This window comes from Bartonella sp. TT119HLJHH, from assembly GCF_042193385.1.
GTDB lineage: Bacteria > Pseudomonadota > Alphaproteobacteria > Rhizobiales > Rhizobiaceae > Bartonella.
Genome location: NZ_JBHILS010000053.1, coordinates 1 through 1,098, shown reverse-complemented (window position 1 = coordinate 1,098; position 1,098 = coordinate 1). Strand labels below are relative to the sequence as shown.

Genomic DNA, 1,098 nt, shown 5'->3' with positions numbered 1-1,098 from the left:
AGTGAACCTTGGAAAAAATACCCCGCACGTATGTTGCGCCATAAAGCTACTATACAGTGTGCTCGCTATGCTTTCGGGCTTTCCGGTATTTATGAAGAAGATGAAGCAAAACGTATCAATGAAACAAACCATAACGTACAAACGAAGTTAGTTTCTTATGATGTGCTTACGCAAATCAAACAATTAATAAACATCACTCAAACAGAAGAAGAAAAAGTGCTTGATTATGCACAAGTCGACAGGCTTGAAGATCTTCCTGATGAAGTAGCACAAAGGATTTTGGATATTTTGCAAAAGAGACAGCATGAAAAAGAACAATCTTTCCTACAACAAAAGCAAATAGAGGCGCCTATACAAGATGCCGAATATATTCACGTCCAAGATATAGAATATGTACCACAAGAACAAAGAACGGCGGTGTGATATGGAACAAAGAACAGCAGAATGGTTTCAAGCGCGCTTGGGTAAAGTCACCGCATCAAACATTTACAACATACTCAATAAAACTACAAAAGGATTGCCTACGAGCAAATATGAAGACTACAAAATCAAACTCATAACAGAACGTTTAACAAGAGAAACAAGCCCCTATTATGAAACTGAAGATATGAGATGGGGCATTGAACATGAAGAGAATGCCTTGAGAGAATATGGCTTCATTTATGATGCCGATATAACAAAATGCGGCTTTATCCAACACCCCACAATAGAAATGGCGGGGGCTAGCCCCGATGGTCTCATTGGAGAAGACGGTTTAATCGAAGTCAAATGCCCGAGATCAGTAACACATATGCGCTTTTGTATAGGTGACGAAATCAAACCAGAATATCACGCACAAATGCAATTCCAAATGGCTTGTACAGAACGAAAATGGTGTGATTTCGTAAGCTATGACCCACGTTTTACGGGGGAATTCTTTCACTTACGCATGAAAGTCAAGCGTGTTCTCCGTGATGATCAACAAATTGAACAGATCAATCAAGCTGTTGAAACCTTTTTAGCAGAGATAGAACGAGAGATAAAACAACTCTCAACAAAAGCTGCTTAACCTTATGGGGGTGTTTTGTTCCCCGCATATCTACGAGCACCCCCACCCTT

Annotated in this window: 2 protein-coding genes; both read left to right on the top strand. The window is 40.0% G+C overall.

Going from position 1 to position 1,098, the window contains the following annotated elements:
• A partial coding sequence (locus ACFIJL_RS08935; protein ID WP_375624318.1) for a recombinase RecT occupies positions 1-423 on the top strand: 423 nt, incomplete at its 5' end.
• Position 424: 1 nt separating this feature from the next.
• Entirely contained in the window at positions 425-1,048 is a 624-nt protein-coding gene (locus tag ACFIJL_RS08930; RefSeq protein WP_375624316.1) for a lambda exonuclease family protein, read from the top strand.
• Positions 1,049-1,098 lie beyond the last annotated feature (50 nt).